Source organism: Cohnella herbarum, from assembly GCF_012849095.1.
Classification (GTDB): domain Bacteria; phylum Bacillota; class Bacilli; order Paenibacillales; family Paenibacillaceae; genus Cohnella; species Cohnella herbarum.
Genome location: NZ_CP051680.1, coordinates 7,286,596 through 7,302,885 on the forward strand (window position 1 = coordinate 7,286,596; position 16,290 = coordinate 7,302,885).

Genomic DNA, 16,290 nt, shown 5'->3' on the forward strand with positions numbered 1-16,290 from the left:
ACATTTAGGAGGCCGTTCACAGCAACGGCCTCCTTTCTATATTTTACCGCTATTCTCCTATTCCTGCTGTAACCTGACATGTTGCGTGGGCGTCGTCCCGGAAACTTTCTTGAAGTGGCGGATGAACGTTCCGGCGTTCGAATAACCTACCTGTTCCGCAATGTCCTTCATGGTCATATTCGGGTGGGATTGGATAAGACGAATAGCGGCTTGGATGCGGACCAGGTGCATGTAGTAATTCAAGTTGTAGCCGGAGTGTTTCTTAAAGTAAGTTGATAAATACACGTGCGTGATCGCCAAATGGTCGGCAATCAGCGTCAACGATAGATCCGGGTCCGCATAGTTTTCGTCGATGTATTTTTTAATCTGCTCCAGCAAAGGCGTGATCGGCAGTGCGGATCGCTTGGACACGAGAAAATAGCCCTCTTGGATTTGCCGGAATAAATACTGGAGATGATACGTATGAGAGAATGCCGGCGGAACTGCCCATACCTCTTCGACGCTGATCTTCTTGCTATTCATGATGACAAGCAACAGATCGTGGAAATAACGAAGCATGTTCCGGAACTGTTCGAACGTTAAGTTCTTGAACGTCTTCTGGATCGTTTTATCGAAAAATTGCTGAAGCGATTCCGTACTTCCTTTGAGTGTATAGTTGACAAGCTCTTGCTCCTTATCGATGGACAAGTGGATGACCGCCGCTTGGTCGCTGTTCCGATCTTGATAAAGAACGACGCTCTTCAAATGGTTTAGGTCGGGGACATGTTTGTCGATCGCATCGGTCGATTCGTGGAGCGCTTTGCCGATGTCTTCAAGTCGCGTATGAACGGAACTGATGCCGCAGAAAACAAGCTCATTGCCTTCCGGATCGGGATGGCTTTCAACTACGCGGGAAACAAGAGCTTCCAGCGCTTTCGCGTCAGAGCAGCTTGTGATAAATATAGATTTATCGCTATGGGCATGCAGACGAATAAACGGTCCATTTTGGCCTAAAGCGGCTTCTAGTAATGGAGCATACGCGGCAACGGATTGGCCTTGGTTATTCTCTTCGATAACGGTGAGTATGGCATACGAATGATACTTTGCGGACAGCATCCGGCTTATGTTGGGCTTCATCGTATAATTCTCGTCAGTGGACAGCCGAAGCAGCGCGTTATGCTCCAAGATGTCGGCTTGTTCGTTGATTTCTTGTTTCATGGAGACCGTGGCGGAATTGAGTTCCTTGAACGTATCCGAGAGAATCGCGAATTCATTTTTCGTAGCGGGTCCCGTCGTCCATTGATTAAACGTTCTCGCCATGAGCCTAAGCGGCTTGAACATGGACCAGTTAACGAACAGAAATCCCAAATTAACGGCGAGGAAAAGGGCAAATAAGACAAAAGTATATGCGTTGGCCTTTTGAAGCTTTTCCTGCATCTGGCTTTGCGAGAACAAAACCGTATAAGTGAACAAAGGATCTGTTTGAGAGATAGGCGTATATTTATTTCCTTCGATCATGATCGGACCTGATAACTCCGAAAGCGGTTGTCCGGAGACGGCGGGATCAAGCGCGGCCGTACTTACATAAAGCTGATTCTCCCTATCGCTTACCACGATGACGTTATCAAGCAGCATCGTCTGATTGCTCAGATACGCCAACAGCTCGGCTTTGGCGATTTGCACGAAGATATAGCCTTCCGGAAATAGCCGATACGAGAACACGATCGTATTGCGGAAATTATGCAGGCGTTCCAATTCGTCTTGCAGCAGGCAACGGCAGACTTCACCGCCGTTTTTAACATCCAAATTCTTATAGAACACGCTCAAGCTGCGGGTTCCGTCGCTGCTGATGACCAAATCCTGATTCGGAAAGTAAGTGGAGAGCTGCGCACGGAACGGAAGCTGCAGATTGGTTTGCGTGATTTTGTTTTTGTAAGCCAGTAACGTAGGATAATAAGAACGCGAATTTTTGGGATTGTTGGACAGCAGTTTCGTATCCAGGCTAACGCTGAAATTGTAAATCATGTTGCGAATCTCCAACCATTCTCCTGATAAATCCCCGGACAATTGCTTCAGGAAACCTTCATTCGTCCGCACAACTTGTTCCTTTACGTTTGCTTTTAAATACGAGTAGTTGAACCCGAGCAGGCCCGTAAGCAGAATGATAAAAATCATGTTGACGATAAGCAGCTTAAATAGAACGCTGCTTCTGTGATACCGAGTGGAAACAGATCGGAATAATCCGTTCAAGTCGGAGCCCCCCTTTTTCATGCGGTACGACGATAGATCGTTTTTCTATTTTTAAAATTGTAACCGCTTGCATAAAGCGGGTCGTGCCCGCCTTTGCTTCCACCATTATAGTAGGATACTTCCCGGCTGTCATGCGCTGCTGAAATATTGAACAGTACATTAATTAATGACATTCCCGATTTTCGAGTGACCGGGCGATTCTCGTTCGTTCACATGCAATCGATTTTCGATCGAAGCGAAATTATTCAAACGATATGAATTGTTGATAATTGCCTATAAATCATCCTCTCCCGTATGCTGAGGTCACCAAGAACGATGTGGACTTGGTGAGACGGTCAGAGGCGTTTGGAAAGGGCTTACATTTTATTGTGTTATAAGCGTACAGGAGGGGTGAAATTGCAGAATCAACAACTTGCGCACAATCTGAAATTTAGAAAAAAAGAAAGCTTTCTGCGAAAATGCGTGAAGCAGCGGTACTTGATCTTGATGGTGCTGCCTGGATTTTTGGTTATTCTGGTTTTTAAGTATTTACCCATGTATGGAATTACAATCGCTTTCAAAAGCTATGACGCATCGTTGGGCTTCTTAAGAAGTCCTTGGATCGGATTCGATCATTTCAAGGCTTTTTTCGATAGTCCGATGAGTTGGAGGATTACTAAAAACTCGTTATTGCTTGCTTTTTATTCCTTGATTTTCGGTTTTCCGGCTCCCATTATTTTCGCTTTATTATTGAATGAACTTCGTAACAGATTTTTTAAAAGGGCCGTGCAAACGATTACTTATTTCCCGCATTTTCTATCGGCTGTAATCGTTGTCGGTTTTGTTCATGAATTCACATCGGTAGAGGGGATCATCAATACAATCATGTCTTGGTTTGGGGCGACGCCAAGAACGCTGCTCTATGTATCGGAGGCTTTCCGGCCGATTTACATCAGCGCGAGTATATGGCAGGAATTGGGCTACGGAGCCATCATTTATTTGGCAGCGCTTACCGGCGTGGATCCGGCGCAACACGAAGCGGCGGTCATAGACGGCGCGAATCGTTGGCAGAGGCTGAGATACGTCACTTGGCCAGCGATCATACCGGCGACGGCGGTGATGCTCATCTTGAAACTCGGGACTATTCTCAGCACGGATTATCAAAAGGTGCTTCTCATGTACAATCCGAAAATTTACGAAACGGCGGACGTTATCGAAACTTACGTCTATCGGGTAGGCGTTCAAGGCGGACAATTCGAATATGGCGCCGCTGTCGGTTTGATGCTTTCCGTAATCAGTTTCTTTTTGATTATTTTCGCGAATTACTTTTCCAAGAAAGTATCCGACAACAGCTTATGGTAAGGAGTTGATTAAAGTTGAAGGTATATAATGAAGGGCTCGGGTCCAAAGCTTTCGATATCGTGAATTATACGATCATGGTCGTGCTATGTATCGTTATGCTATATCCGCTGTTAAATACGTTTGCCGTTTCAATCAGCGATTCTACTTTGGTTAGTCAGGGAAAGATTACGTTTTACCCGCGAGGCTTCGACTTCCACAGTTATCAATACATTTTTCAAGATAAAAACATTTTGAATGCTTATAAGAACACGCTTGTTTTTTTAGTCATCGGCACTTTTTTACAACTGCTGCTGACCTCCTTGTTCTCCTATCCGTTAGCGATCAGCGAGTTCGTATTCCGTAAACCGTTGGCTATTTTCGTAGTCATCATGATGGTCTTTCAAGGCGGGTTGATACCGCAATTCCTGCTCATCAGGGATTTGCATATGTTCAACACGATTTGGGCGGTCGTGTTGCCGGTCGCGATGACCGCGTTCAATATCATCATCTTCCGTACTTTCTTCCAAGATGTCCCGAAGGAACTGCGAGAGTCCGCTTATTTGGACGGAGCGAACGATTTCGGAATTCTGTTTCGCATATACGTACCGTTATCCAAGCCGCTTCTGGCGACATTCGCGCTATTCGGCGCCGTCATGTTCTGGAACATGTGGTTCGAACCGATGATTTTTCTCAATGATGAGAGTGCCCACCCCATCCAGTTACTCTTGCGAAGGATGACAATCGAACTGAAGGATTACACGGATGTGGGCGGCCTTCAGCGATTTATCGACACTTACAATTTGAATCCCAAGAACATCAGGATGGCGTCGATCATAGTCACGATTTTGCCGATTTTGTTCGTCTATCCGGTATTGCAGAAACATTTTGTGTCCGGAATGATGATCGGTTCGGTGAAAGGTTAACAGCGGTTGATCTAAAATTAAACATAGATTAACAAATACTATCCATGGAGGGGTTACGCTTTGAAGAAAAAAATGGTTCTTGTACTGAGTCTTCTGCTTGTTGCGACGCTTGTGTTCGCGGGTTGCAGCAAGAACAACAACAAGCCGTCAGAGCAAGCAAGCAGCAGCAATTCCGGAGAGACGTCTAAGGCGTCCGAACCGGCAGAGGAAACGATCAAGATTAACGCTTACATGTCCAGCTTCGGGGATGATCCGAAGGATACCGAGCTTTATAAGCTCTGGAAGGGAAAGATGGAAGCGTATATCGGCAAGAAGCTCGATATTAAATGGAATTACGTGAATAGCGACGACTATCCGGAGAAAATAAAGTTGACCCTTGCCAGCGGCGATACGCCGGACATTATGTCGGGCGTGAAGGATGCAGAGGTCATGTTCCAATTCGGCAACCAAGGGTCCCTCTTGGACATTGCGCCTTACTTGGACGAATACGCTCCAAACTATAAATCCTATTTAGAGTCTACCAAGTTCGCGGACAAGAGTATGTATACGCCTGAAGGCAAAATGTTTTTCTTCGGGGATGGATTCCAGAACGATACGGGGTTAGCGGGGTCGGCTTACCCGGCGTTATACCGGTTCGACGTTTTCCAGAAACATAATATTAAAGTTCCGGAAAACTGGGACGAATTCTATGACGCGGCCGTTAAGTTAAAAGAACTGTATCCGGATTCTTATCCGGTCAATTCGCAGGAATGGCCAAAATTCACGGACGCGTTAGCACTGTCGAACCATACGAAAAGCGATATTTACTGGAACGGTGAGAAATACGTCTACGGACCGACCGAGGAGTCTTTCAAAGAAGGTTTAATGTATATTCGCAAATTGTACGACGAGAAGCTGCTCGATCCCGAGTTCTTGAGCCAGTCGCAAGATCAGTTGCAAGCGAAAGTAACGACCGGCAAGTCCTTCATGCTTCCGCTCGCGTGGGGCGGTTGGTGGGAGAAATATTCCGTTCCGGACCAAGGCGTCGTATGGGGCGCAGCGGTCAATCCGAAAAACGAAAAGTACGGCGATCAGTGGGTGTTGGGGCCGGCTCTCTTAGGTAAAACGATCTATCCGAACTACGGCATCATGATTTCCAAAAACACGAAAAATCCTGAGCTTATCATCAAATTGCTCGATTATCAGTATTCGCCTGAAATGATCGATTTGATGCATTGGGGCGTAGAAGGCAAAACTTATGAAATGATCGACGGTAAAAGGGAATTCATCAACAAAAACGGAGATTGGAAAGAAAACTCCGACTTCGGTCTCGGAACTCCATGGACGCGTCAAGGATTCGTATATGCGCCGCAAAACTATTCGACGGACTATATTAAATACAAAAAAGTACAGTTTTTCGCTAAGGGCCAATTTGAGGAGATGCGTCCACAGGAGGGGATGGGTAAATTTACAAGTTCGGAAACGGCCATTGCTCCGTATGAGCAAGCTCCGGTCATCCGTTTGAGCAAAGAAGACGAAGCAAAGAAAGCGCAAATCATGACCGCGGTACAAACGTATTTGGACGAAAATATTTATAAATTCCTGCTCGGCGAAAGAGATCTCTCCGAATGGGATGCATTCAAGAAGGAGCTTTCGGATATCGGCGATTATCAATCGATCGTGGACATGATGAACGCTCAAGTATCCAAGTAAGAAGAAATCCGAAGCCTGACAGCGTCGATGTGCGGCGCTGCCAGGTTTCTTCATTGCAGGAAGGAAGAGGTTAGGATGACGAACGCTATTAATATTAATGAAGCATGGCGCTCCATTTCCGGGGATTATTACGATTGGCAAGCGACGATGCAACCGGAGAGCCCTTACAATTTCGATTACAGTCAGATGCTGACGATGAAGATAGGCATGGCGTTCCCGGATGGAAAGGGCGGCTCGAACGTTCTATGTACTTTCGAACGGGCACTTCAATATATACGGGAGGCGGATATTCTCGCTAGAGGTATTCCGAAAATCGTATATTTGGTCGGATGGCAGTACAACGGTCACGATGACCGTTATCCCGCTTGGGATGAAGTGAATGTCCATCTGAAGAGGCCGCAGGATCCGACCGCGAGGGACAGCTACTTGTGGTTGGTGGAAGAAGCCAAGCGGTATAACACGACCGTCAGCGTTCATGTCAATATGACGGATGCTTACGATAATAGCCCGCATTGGGACCTTTATATGGAGCATGATCTGATTTCGCGCAACGAGGACGGCTCTTTGCTGCAAATCGGTAACTATAACGATAGGGCTGCCTATCAAATTTTCTACAAGAACGAATGGGAGAGCGGGATTATCGTTCAGCGAATCGAGAAGCTGATCTCGCTGTTGGGGCTCGATAAGGCCGGAACCGTACATCTGGACGCCTATTTTCCTAGAGCGAATGTATTCCGGGGCGTCTCTCAAGAGGAGGAGTCCTCTTACATGCGCCGTACGATTCGCTATTTTCGAGAACGCGGGATCGACGTGACGAGCGAAAACTTCGCTCATCATCGCAACGATCCGTTCATCGGATTGCAACCATGGTGCTGGTGGTTCGATCAGAATCAGGAGAAACATTTTCTGGAAAGACCCGCCAAGCTGCTCAGCGGAGCTGCTATTCGAGATTACTCTATACCGGGGATTCCGCGCAGAGACGACCTGGAATTCCTGTTCGGCGCGGGCGTGCATGGTGAGGACGTATTCTGGGATTCGGACAAGGGGATTCCGCGCGAGGAATGGCATGACATCTTCATCGAGCAGATATGCACGAGAATGCTTCAATATCAGTATTTGAATTCCATTGAACGCATTCGGATGGAGGGCGAGGGCGATAACAGAATCGTTCATTACTCCGGCGGTCATTCCGTCCATCTCGCCGATCGTTCCGTTCGTCGAGAAGGTAAGCCGCTTCGAATTGGTGACGACGTACTTTTCCCTGCACTATGGCAAGAACGACCCGAGTTGATCGCATTCAGTAAAGAGGGTTATTCGAAAAAAAGCTGGTCTCTGCCGCCCGACTGGAACGAAGTAGCAGCCGTCGATATCTACCGGATCACGGCCGCCGGGTTAGCGGAAGTACAACTCGGTCAACAGGTAATCGGCGGGCAATTGGAGCTATCGTTAGCTTCTGGAGCCGCAGTCTCTATTCTTCCGTACTCAAGATCATAAAGAAGCGCGAGCGTGACGGGGGTTGCCGTCTCGCTCCGATGCATAGGGGGTCTTATCATTGATATCGGTTCAGTTCGCGAAGGCGTCCGATTTCGGCGCATTTCCCGACACGGGCAAAGATAGCACGGAAGCCGTTCGGAAAGCGATTCGGCATTGCAAGGAAAACGGGATCCGCAAGCTCGTATTCGAACAGGGAAGATATGACTTTAAGCATCCGTCTTTCATAGAGCAATACGAAATGTTGATGAAACACGGGGCGCTTCTGGATCTGGGCCAATCGTCAGAACAGAAAGCCATCGCGTTTCACGTGGAAGAGATGGACGATTTCGAATGGGACGGCGGATTCTCGCAATTCGTGTTCCACGGATTGGTTCAGCCGTTCGCGTTCATAAGATGTCGGAATCTGAAGCTTCATCGGTTCTCGATCGATTGGCACCAGCCGCTGTTTTCCATGGGAGTCGTTCGAACTGCCGATGACGTGAGCGCTCTAATCGAACTTCGGGAAGGTCATGCGGTAGATGGGCCCGTCCCCGTCGCGGCGCTAATGAATGTCGATCCGACATCGTCGTATCCGCTTATAGGTTCCATAGAATCTTTTAATCAGATCGATCGAACGGAGCAGCCTTCGTCGAATCAATTACGAATCCACTACTCCAATCCGCAACGGTTGCAACCGGGTATGCAACTGTTACTTAGGCATATCTTAAACTATCGAATGGGCATTCTTTTCCACGAATGTATATTCGTTCTAGTGCGCGATGTGACTTTGTTGTACACTCCGGGTATGGGCATTATCGGGCATCGTAGCGAGCATTTGACCTTCAACCGCCTGACTGTGAAGCCGGGGAAGGAAGGATATTGTCGACGAACACGGATGCTACTCATTTTATTAGCTGTAAAGGCCATATCCGATTCGAAGATTGTCATTTCGAAGGTATGGGCGACGATGCGGTTAACGTGCATGGGTTTTATTTCAAGGTGAGAAAAATTGTCGACGATCATACGGTAGAAGTAATCGTCGATATTGCCACACAATCCGAAAAACCGGATTATCCGGACGTGGGGGATCGGATCGAGCTCGTACGAGGCCAGACGTTGGAGCCTTATGCTCCGAATGAGATAGCGGGCGTTGAGGTGTGCCCGGATGGCGGGTTGAGGCTGCAGCTTCGACAGCCAATTCCGGAAGGACTCGCGGAAACCGACTTGATTGCGAATCTGACGAGGGCGGCTTCGTTGACCATTCGCAATTGTTCGGTGCGGAATAATCGCGCCCGAGCGTTCCTCGTTCAAACGCGGGATGTAGAAATCGAGAATTGCACGTTCGATCATTGCACGGGCACGGCCATTCATTTGAACTGCTCGATCTACTGGTATGAGAGCTTGTCCGTCAATCGGGTGTCGGTACGAAACAATCGGTTCGTGGAATGCGGGTTCGGCGCCGGGACGATCGGAGGCGCGGAAGCGATGGTTGTCAGCGTAGAAAGCCCTGGGGCCGTTGTTGGCGTTCATCGGGACATTCGGTTTACGGGAAACGTCATACACGGACGCAACGGGATGGCGCTACGGATCGAATCCGCGCAGGGAGTAAGGGTCGAGGGGAACGAGTTTATCTCTAGTTCGCCGATTGCCCTCATTGACGATTCGCGTGAAGTCGTATTCCGGAACAATCGATTCGATGTCGTTCAAGCCCAATTCGTCATAGGAAAAGGATGCTGTGAAAAGTCGATCGAACTGAGGGATGAAGCATGCGAGATCAAGCAAATGCGATAGAAAACGATCCGGTTACCCGACTGTTTCGGGTAACCGATTACGGAGCGAAACCGGATTCCGGCGAGGATGCGACTAGGGCGATACAAGCCGCAATCGACGCCGCTTCCGCCATGGAAGAGCCGGCGGTGATTGAATTTCCGCTGGGCCGATATGATTTGTATCCGGTGAACGCAGCCCAAGCGCCTTATTATGTCTCCAATACGGTCAGCGAAGACGAGCATCCCGATCCGACGAAGACGATCGGCCTCTGGTTCAAAGGGGCAAGCCGGATTCGCGTGGAAGGGAACGGCTCTCGTCTGCTTTTTCACGGGAAGATGACGCCGATCGTCATGGACGGTTGCGTCGACGCGGAAATACGGAATTTGACGATCGATTTCGCAAGACCGACGATATCGGAAATTCGGATCGCGGCGATCGGCGAAAGCTATTGGGACGTGGAGGTACATCCGGATTCCTATTATTTGTTGAAGGACGACAAGCTGCATTGGGTCGGCGAAGGCTGGTCTTACCGCGGAGGCCCCGCCCAGGAATATGACCCGGTCAGTAATCGGACATGGAGAGTCCCTAACCCGGTAACGTTGGCCAATCACGTCGAGCAACTGGAACTCGGCAAGCTTCGATTGCGGTTCGCATCCGCTCCGTTCACGACGGTCGGTCATGTGTTTCAAATGCGAGACGGCATCCGCGACCAAGTCGGTTCGCTGATCGTAGGTTGTCGCAACATCATCTGGCAAAACGTCTGGATGCAATATATGCACGGACTGGGGATCGTCGGGCAATTCAGCGAAAATCTAACATTAGAGGGCTTGCGATTGGCGCCGGATCCTTCCGAAGGACGAACGGCCGCGGGTTTCGCCGATTTCGTTCATCTATCCGGAATGAAAGGTAAAGTATCGATCGTCGACAGCGAATTCGAGGGAGCGCACGACGACGCGATCAATGTACACGGTACTCATCTTAGAATCGTCGGCGTCGAGGACGGCAAGCGCGTTCGCGTGAGGTTCATGCATCCGCAAACCTACGGATTTAACGCGTTCCATCCTGGCGACGAGATCGACTTTATTTCCGCGCGCGCGCTGACTTCTTATGCAACCCGGCAGGTTATCGACATCAAGCAGCTCAGTCTGCGCGAAGCCGAGTTGACGCTTGATGCTCTCGTGCCGGAGACGATCGGGGACGAGGATGTCGTCGAGAACGTCACGTGGACGCCCGAAGTATCCATTCGCGGAAATGTCTTCAAGAGAATCCCGACCCGAGGAATTCTCGTTACGACGCGCCGTAAAGTGACCATCGAGAATAATTCGTTCGAAAAGCTTCACATGAGCGCCATTCTGATCGCCGATGATGCCGAAAGCTGGTTCGAATCGGGAATGGTCAGGCATGTTCGGATCAGGGGTAACCGATTCATCGCATGCGGCGGCGGTACTCAGCCCGTCATTCTGATTCACCCGGAGAACACGCTCGTTTCAGCGGATGCTCCCGTGCATAGCAACGTCGTCATAAGCGGTAACCGGTTTGAACTGGACGGTTCCCCGTTATTGGACGCGAAGAGCACGCACGACTTGATTGTTGCGGATAATCAGATCTCGAGAAACGGCGTCATGGATGGAGAATCCGCCGATTCGCAAGAAATCGTTCGATTGTGGGCGTGCAGCGGAGTTGAGATTGTCGGAAATACATTCGAAGACAACGGAGTTGCAATTGTAAAGACGATTTCGATGCGAGCCAAGCACCTTGCCATCGATACGGGGCAAGCAGCAATTATACGGAGGGATTACGAGGATGAAATCTAATGTGAGAATCGGCATCATCGGACTTGGCGGCCGGGGTATGGGGCTGCTGGAAATCATTATTTTGAAAATGAAGGACGTGGAAGTCGTCGCCGTGTGCGACTTGCACGAGGATCGTCGTAACCGGGCAGCCGACGTTATCGAGATGGCGGGCAACAGCCGACCGATTGCAACATCGCATTACAACGAGGTTCTGGATATGGCATCGGTTGATGCCGTCGTCATTACCACGTCATGGTCCTCCCATATTCACATCGCGATCGACGCAATGGAAAAGGGGAAATACGCCGCTTGTGAAGTCGGAGGCGCGTACTCCATTCAGGAATGCTGGAAGCTGGTAGAAGCTTACGAGAGAACGAAGGTTCCTTGCATGCTATTGGAAAATTGCTGTTATGGCCGGGATGAACTCATGGTTTTAAACATGGTAAAGCTAGGGGTATTCGGGGAACTGGTCCACGCCTCGGGAGGTTATCATCATGACCTGCGCTATGAAATCGCTAATGGCAAGGAAAACCGGCATTATCGGCTGAACGAATACGTTCATCGCAACTGCGAGAACTATCCGACCCACGAGTTGGGGCCGATCGCCAAGGTTCTCGATATTAATAGAGGAAACCGAATGATGTCCCTGGTGTCGGTCTCGTCCAAGGCGGCGGGCATGCAGGAATACTTGAAGAACAAAAGCGCGAATAGCGAGCTCGCGAACACCCGGTTTATGCAAGGGGATATCGTGACTACGATCATCAAGTGCGACCGCGGGGAAACGCTAACGCTCACGTTGGATACGACGTTGCCTAGATACTATTCAAGAGGATTTACGGTAAGAGGAACGAAAGCATTGTTCATGGAAGACAATCGCTCGTTGTTCATTGACGGTGAACACGACAAATATGAAACGAAATGGAAAACGCAATGGGACAATGCGGACGGCTATCGCGAAAAGTATGATCACCCCATCTGGCAGAGCTACTTACGGGAAGGCGTTCGCGAGGGACATGACGGGATGGATTGGCTTGTGTTCAAAGCTTTTTTCGACAGCGTCAAGAGCGGGACGCAAACGCCGATCGACGTATACGACATGGCCGCGTGGATGAGCATCTCCTCTCTTTCCGAGGATTCCATTGCGATGGGCGGGCAACCGGTGGCGATTCCCGATTTTACGAACGGAAAATGGATCGGCGCCAAGTAACAAGTTCATTTAGGAGAGGAGCAACCATCTGATATGAAGTATCGCAGGTTGGGAAGAAGCGGCCTTCAAGTGAGCGAAATCGCTCTTGGCAGTTGGTTAACGTACGATGATCCGGGACAGGCCGCTTCCGTAGAAGCCGTCATTCATAAGGCGTATGAACTGGGGATCAACTACTTCGACACGGCCAACATGTATGCCCGAGGCGAGGCGGAAAAGGTCATGGGCCGGGCGTTGGTAAGCTATAAGAGAGACTCTTACGTTCTCGGGACGAAGGTTTATTTCGACATGGGCGACGGGCCTAACGATCGAGGGTTGTCGCGCAAGCACATCATGGAGCAATGCGAAGCGAGCCTGAAGAGGCTTGGCGTCGATTATATCGACCTGTACTATTGTCATCGATTCGACGAGAATACGCCGCTGGACGAAACCTTAAGGGCGATGGACGATTTGGTCACGCAAGGCAAAGTGTTATATGTCGGCATCAGCGAGTGGCGGGAATGGCAAATCGCGGAGGCAGCGGGGCTAGCAGAGCGTCTTCATCTGGATCCGATTGTCGTCAATCAGCCGGAATACAATATGTTCACTCGCCGAATCGAAGCGGACATCGTGGCGCAATGCGAAAAGCAGGGTATCGGCCAAGTCGTGTTCTCTCCATTGGCACATGGCGTCCTTAGCGGCAAATACCGTAAAGGGGTGGCGCTTCCCGAAGGATCAAGGGCTACTAACCCGGAGCACAATCATTGGATCAAAAACCAAGGCTTGTTGTCCGAGAATAGGCTCAACCAGGTAGAGCTGTTGATTCAATTGGCAGAGCAGATGGGCATCACGTTGGTTCAACTGGCTTTGGCTTGGAATTTACGACTGCCGAACATCTCGAGCTGCATTATCGGCGCCACGAGACCGGAGCAAGTCGAGCAAAACGCATCCGCTTCGGGCATAGCCCTAGCTGACGACGTTGTGGCCGAAATCGAAAAGATATTAAGCGAATAAGACAGGGGATAGAACAGGGGGGATTCAAACGATGAATCATCGGATGAGATATCGGGAAGATGGCACCTTCACGATTATCCAGTTCACCGATGTCCATTGGACGGACGGTCTGGAGCTGGATCGTCAAACGCAGGCGGTCATGGAAACGGTGATGGATGCCGAGGATCCGGACCTGGTCGTGTTTACCGGGGATTTGATCCAACCGACCGACAAGGCCGATGCCGTGGACATGATGCGGCAAGCCGTGGAATCGGTCGTGCGAAGAGGTATTCCTTGGGCGTTCGTATTCGGCAATCACGACACGGAGGCGCATATCACGCGGGCTGAATTGGTTGAAGCTATCATAGCGCAGCCCTACTCTGTTACACGGCGCGGCCCGGAACGTTTGACCGGCGAAGGAAACTACGTCATCGAGATCGGCCATGCGGACGGAAAGTGCGGAGCCGCGCTTTATTTCCTCGATTCGGGCAACGTCTCCTGCGTTCCTTCCATCGACGGTTACGACTGGATTCGGCGGGATCAGATCGACTGGTACGCGGAGCAATCCCGCGAGCTGGCGGCGAAGAACGCGGGTACTTCCGTACCGGCGCTAGCCTTCTTCCACATTCCGCTGCCGGAATACGAGGAAATGTGGTTGGAGGGGGCAGGTTACGGGAGCAAGCTGGAGAAGGTGTGTTGTCCTAACGTTAATTCGGGTCTATTCGCAGCGATGGTGGAACAAGGCGATGTTATGGGCACTTTTTGCGGACACGATCACATCAACGATTATTGGGGCGAATGGTATGGCATTCGGTTATGTTATGGTCGGGCTACAGGCTTGAATACATATGGCCGAGAAGATTTTCCTCACGGTGCGCGAATCATTCGATTGCAAGAAGGGGTCTGCGGGTTTACGACGTGGCTGAGACTGGGGACCGGAGAGAAGATCGAGCAGATGATAAGGAATCCTCGTTAAAAGCATAAACAACCGACGGCAGATTTCTTAGATGCCGTCGGTTGTTTGCGAAAGGGAGTTATTTCAGCCCGTGACCGCGAAGCTGATCAATCGATTAGGCCCTTTATTTCCAATCTTGTCTATCGCATACACTTCGATTTCGTAAGTCTGAATTGGAGCTTCGTAAGGAATCGGATATGCCCATGTGAACGATCCGTCTTCTTCTTGTCTCATTACATCGTATATCCCGTAATCCGAAAGTCTCACGATCGATTTGTCGATTTCGACGTTCGCACCGAGATTGCCGTATTCGACTCTCAGCTTGGCCCATTCCCCGCGTTTTCCTTCATTCGACGATAGAGTCGCTTTCAATTTGTACATTTCCGGCACGATAACCATCTCCTCCATTTATTGTACTGACCAGTCAGTTATATATTATTCGGATCCACAGCCATTGTCAATCGAATTTTCCCTCATGGGACCGAATGTTAAGAAATGAGAATGACCTGAAAATCTAACTCTATCTCTCCGAAAAGCCTCTAGATATACTGGATTTCTTAACCTATTAGTATGTAAAACTCGTACTCATTTACACCGACACTAATTGTAAAAATGGCACTTAGATTGAGAGGGGTATACCCGAGCAATAAGCTAAGTGTAAAACATGCAACTAGGTTGAACGGTTTGCTCGAATCAAGTCTTTGAACCGCCAACTAGTTGTAAATATTCCACTTAGATGTTGAAGTTACTGAGTTTAGAGGAATCTAAGTGTATATTCTGCACTTCCTGTACAGCGCGGGATGCTCCGAAGCCGGATTTCCTTCAACGACGGCCGGAACACTATGAATTCGATATAGGAAGACATCTTGCGATATTTTCAGAAACTGTACAATAAGGAATTTTCTAAGGAAGTCGGCCTGTTGGAAATTCGAGCGAAGAGTTCTTTGATCAATGAATTCCTCTCGGGACTGATCGATGGAGTGAACGTCGGGAAGATACTGGTGTCCGAGAAAAGCTTGGTGATCGCCGACCTCGACGTTCTGGGGTCGATTAAGGGGGATGATAAGTCTCTTAAACGTGCGATAGAAGTCAGTGAATATGACTTTAAGGCGCTTCCAAGACGGATTATCTATACCTTGGACATTGCGGAGTTGGGTTTGAAGGTAGCCGTTGTCGAGACGAATGAAGCCGTAATGGTCGGCATCCGGAAGAAGCAGTACACTTACATCGCGACGATCGTTTTCCTTATGCTGCTATTGTCCTATTTGTACTATTGGCTCGCTATTTCGTTTACCCGAAGAATCGAAGCTGGCCAAACATATGAAAAGAAGCGATTCCCGTAACTTGCGCGCGTTTGACGGAGGTGCGGAGAAGAAGGACGAAGTCGGGTTCTTGACCGGTTCCTTCAATAGAATGATCGGGCGGATAGACGAACTGGTTAACAGCGTTCAGCGTTCGGAGATTATGAGGAAAGAAGCGGAATATTTAATGCTCCAAGCCCAGATCAAGCCGCATTTCTTATACAACACGTTGGAAACGATTCGTATGCTGGCGCACTCGAACGGGGACGCTCCCGTTTCGGAATTGACGAACAATCTGGCCAGATTTGTCCGTTACAGCCTTTCGCGGCAAAATGACACGGCGACGATCGCCGACGAGTTGGAACATATCCGAAGCTATTTGTCCGTTCACCAGACGCGCTTCGGAGACCGAATGAAGTTCGAGATCGAAGCGGAAGAAGGAGTCGGTTCGCAACGTTGTCCCAGGTTCATTCTGCAGCCGCTCGTGGAAAATAGTATCGAGCACGGGATTTCCAAAATCCGGCGCATAGGACTGATTCGGATTCGCTGCTATCGCGCGGAAGACCGATATACCGTCATTACGATATCCGATAGCGGTCCGGGAAAGATGCACAGAAACTAGCGGATATTCGAGCAAGGCTCCAGGGATCCACCGCGG

General features: G+C 49.5%; 14 protein-coding genes. 12 read left to right on the plus strand and 2 right to left on the minus strand.

Features of this window, described 5'->3' with window-relative positions; all coding sequences use genetic code 11:
- Positions 1–57: 57 nt before the first annotated feature.
- Positions 58–2,229: a helix-turn-helix domain-containing protein gene (locus HH215_RS30625; RefSeq protein ID WP_169283348.1), complete on the minus strand. Its 2,172-nt coding sequence runs from the start codon at positions 2,227–2,229 to the stop codon at positions 58–60.
- Between the two features lie 396 nt (positions 2,230–2,625).
- Here HH215_RS30625 and HH215_RS30630 point away from each other — a divergent pair, with 396 nt between their 5' ends.
- The 10 genes from HH215_RS30630 to HH215_RS30675 all read left to right on the plus strand — a co-directional run bounded on the left by HH215_RS30630 (position 2,626) and on the right by HH215_RS30675 (position 14,352).
- On the plus strand, positions 2,626–3,570 hold the full coding sequence (locus tag HH215_RS30630; RefSeq protein ID WP_254450275.1) for an ABC transporter permease: 945 nt from the start codon (positions 2,626–2,628) through the stop codon (positions 3,568–3,570).
- Positions 3,571–3,584: 14 nt separating this feature from the next.
- Entirely contained in the window at positions 3,585–4,472 is an 888-nt protein-coding gene (locus tag HH215_RS30635) for a carbohydrate ABC transporter permease (RefSeq protein WP_169283349.1), read from the plus strand.
- A gap of 60 nt (positions 4,473–4,532) precedes the next feature.
- A complete protein-coding gene (locus tag HH215_RS30640) occupies positions 4,533–6,164 on the plus strand; it encodes an extracellular solute-binding protein (RefSeq protein ID WP_169283350.1) in 1,632 nt (543 codons plus the stop codon).
- A 75-nt stretch (positions 6,165–6,239) separates the two neighbouring features.
- Entirely contained in the window at positions 6,240–7,658 is a 1,419-nt protein-coding gene (locus HH215_RS30645) for an endo-alpha-N-acetylgalactosaminidase family protein (protein ID WP_169283351.1), read from the plus strand.
- A gap of 58 nt (positions 7,659–7,716) precedes the next feature.
- Positions 7,717–8,640: a hypothetical protein gene (locus tag HH215_RS30650; RefSeq protein WP_169283352.1), complete on the plus strand. Its 924-nt coding sequence runs from the start codon at positions 7,717–7,719 to the stop codon at positions 8,638–8,640.
- Positions 8,637–9,428 (plus strand): right-handed parallel beta-helix repeat-containing protein, encoded by a 792-nt coding sequence (locus tag HH215_RS30655; protein WP_169283353.1) that lies wholly within the window; start codon positions 8,637–8,639, stop codon positions 9,426–9,428. The genes HH215_RS30650 and HH215_RS30655 overlap by 4 nt, the downstream gene beginning before the upstream one ends.
- Positions 9,404–11,221: a right-handed parallel beta-helix repeat-containing protein gene (locus HH215_RS30660; protein WP_169283354.1), complete on the plus strand. Its 1,818-nt coding sequence runs from the start codon at positions 9,404–9,406 to the stop codon at positions 11,219–11,221. Before HH215_RS30655 ends, HH215_RS30660 begins: the two co-directional genes overlap by 25 nt.
- Positions 11,211–12,407 (plus strand): Gfo/Idh/MocA family protein, encoded by a 1,197-nt coding sequence (locus HH215_RS30665; RefSeq protein WP_169283355.1) that lies wholly within the window; start codon positions 11,211–11,213, stop codon positions 12,405–12,407. The genes HH215_RS30660 and HH215_RS30665 overlap by 11 nt, the downstream gene beginning before the upstream one ends.
- A gap of 33 nt (positions 12,408–12,440) precedes the next feature.
- Positions 12,441–13,397 (plus strand): aldo/keto reductase family protein, encoded by a 957-nt coding sequence (locus HH215_RS30670; protein WP_169283356.1) that lies wholly within the window; start codon positions 12,441–12,443, stop codon positions 13,395–13,397.
- Positions 13,398–13,428: 31 nt separating this feature from the next.
- On the plus strand, positions 13,429–14,352 hold the full coding sequence (locus tag HH215_RS30675) for a metallophosphoesterase family protein (RefSeq protein WP_169283357.1): 924 nt from the start codon (positions 13,429–13,431) through the stop codon (positions 14,350–14,352).
- A 63-nt stretch (positions 14,353–14,415) separates the two neighbouring features.
- On the opposite strand, the gene HH215_RS30680 is transcribed toward HH215_RS30675, so the two are convergent.
- Entirely contained in the window at positions 14,416–14,721 is a 306-nt protein-coding gene (locus HH215_RS30680; RefSeq protein WP_169283358.1) for a hypothetical protein, read from the minus strand.
- A gap of 476 nt (positions 14,722–15,197) precedes the next feature.
- Here HH215_RS30680 and HH215_RS30685 point away from each other — a divergent pair, with 476 nt between their 5' ends.
- Entirely contained in the window at positions 15,198–15,674 is a 477-nt protein-coding gene (locus HH215_RS30685) for a hypothetical protein (RefSeq protein WP_169283359.1), read from the plus strand.
- Positions 15,652–16,254: a sensor histidine kinase gene (locus tag HH215_RS30690; protein WP_169283360.1), complete on the plus strand. Its 603-nt coding sequence runs from the start codon at positions 15,652–15,654 to the stop codon at positions 16,252–16,254. Before HH215_RS30685 ends, HH215_RS30690 begins: the two co-directional genes overlap by 23 nt.
- Positions 16,255–16,290: the final 36 nt, after the last annotated feature.

What these genes read in the sequence shown, in the direction of transcription:
- HH215_RS30645 (WP_169283351.1), top strand. Translation starts at nt 6,240, where the DNA reads ATGACGAACGCTATTAATATTAATGAAGCATGGCGCTCCATTTCCGGG.
- HH215_RS30665 (WP_169283355.1), top strand. Translation starts at nt 11,211, where the DNA reads ATGAAATCTAATGTGAGAATCGGCATCATCGGACTTGGCGGCCGGGGT.
- HH215_RS30670 (WP_169283356.1), top strand. Translation starts at nt 12,441, where the DNA reads ATGAAGTATCGCAGGTTGGGAAGAAGCGGCCTTCAAGTGAGCGAAATC.
- HH215_RS30675 (WP_169283357.1), top strand. Translation starts at nt 13,429, where the DNA reads ATGAATCATCGGATGAGATATCGGGAAGATGGCACCTTCACGATTATC.
- HH215_RS30690 (WP_169283360.1), top strand. Translation starts at nt 15,652, where the DNA reads ATGAAAAGAAGCGATTCCCGTAACTTGCGCGCGTTTGACGGAGGTGCG.
- HH215_RS30660 (WP_169283354.1), top strand. Translation starts at nt 9,404, where the DNA reads ATGCGAGATCAAGCAAATGCGATAGAAAACGATCCGGTTACCCGACTG.